Origin of the sequence: Helicobacter sp. MIT 03-1614 (genome assembly GCF_000762925.2) — a bacterium.
In the GTDB taxonomy this organism is placed as follows: domain Bacteria; phylum Campylobacterota; class Campylobacteria; order Campylobacterales; family Helicobacteraceae; genus Helicobacter_C; species Helicobacter_C hepaticus.
Genome location: NZ_JRMS02000031.1, coordinates 1 through 1,059, shown reverse-complemented (window position 1 = coordinate 1,059; position 1,059 = coordinate 1). Strand labels below are relative to the sequence as shown.

At 31.4% G+C, this 1,059-nt stretch carries 2 protein-coding genes; both read left to right on the top strand.

The window, feature by feature from the left end:
• A partial coding sequence (locus LS66_RS09955) for a hypothetical protein (RefSeq protein ID WP_236097032.1) occupies positions 1-583 on the top strand: 583 nt, incomplete at its 5' end.
• A gap of 32 nt (positions 584-615) precedes the next feature.
• On the top strand, positions 616-1,038 hold the full coding sequence (locus LS66_RS09950) for a hypothetical protein (RefSeq protein ID WP_034368622.1): 423 nt from the start codon (positions 616-618) through the stop codon (positions 1,036-1,038).
• Positions 1,039-1,059 lie beyond the last annotated feature (21 nt).

Here is a 1,059-nt window from a genome sequence, read left to right as displayed (position 1 = left end):
GCTCAATCAAACAATAAGGATTTATGCTTTTATAGAGAATCCTAATCATAAGGTAGGTAATACATTGTATATCTATGCGCCTATTGAATACAAAGAAGAGGGGCTTATTGATGTAAGTGGATATTTTTTGAGTATTGCTGGAGTTATGGGAAAAAATTTAGTAATTAAAGGTGTAAGATTCGCTTCAGAATTGCAAGGCAATAGGTATTTAAACGCACAAAGTAAGAGGTATAATAATATAGCATCAGAATCTATGAGTAATACAATAACTAGAAAGTGGTATGTCAATGAAGTTGCCAAAATGAAAGAGCTTGGTAGTCGAATCTTAACCCTTGAAGAAAGGGCAAAGTTTCATTTTAATTTTCGCAATCAAGCTAGAAAAGCTGCAAGAGAAAAGATGAAAGATAAGAAAAAAGCAGAAGAACTTGAAAATAACAGAAAAAACAGGACTTGGGAAGAATGGATAGAATATGTAAAAGACAAGGAGGGATTAACAAATATGGAGGATATTTATAATTACACCATTGAGGCTTCACAGCGCACTAATCCTAACATTAATAGAGAATTTGGTATCAAACCATAATAAGAATTTTAATTTAAATGAGGAGAAAGATAATGGGTAAAACTGAAGAAACAAAAAGGATTTCCTATTCAAAGTATCTTTGGAAAAGACATAATCATTTAGACTTTACGATAGAAAACTTCTATTGCAAAGAAGAAGTTTGTCCTTTTTGTATTGAAGCATTGGCACAATACAAACATTATAATGTGGTATTAAATAAAGACTATCTTTTAGGACCTGATGTGAGTATTTGGGATTTTACAATAAATGATAAGTCTTATATATGGATATGGGACGTTGAAACAAAAGAGAATACTATACGAGCTAAATTCGTAGAGACTCCAGATAACACAGAAAATCAAACATTAGAAAAAATTATGCGAGACCTCTGCGATGTTCTCAATATGCTCGTAGAAAAAGGAGAATTAGAATCTACTGATGATACCTCTAATGATTGGCAACCCAAACATTATTAAATAAATCTTTAAGGAGTTGTT

Bases quoted from the DNA above. Each gene is read 5' to 3' on its own strand.
- LS66_RS09950 (WP_034368622.1), top strand. From the start codon at position 616: ATGGGTAAAACTGAAGAAACAAAAAGGATTTCCTATTCAAAGTATCTT.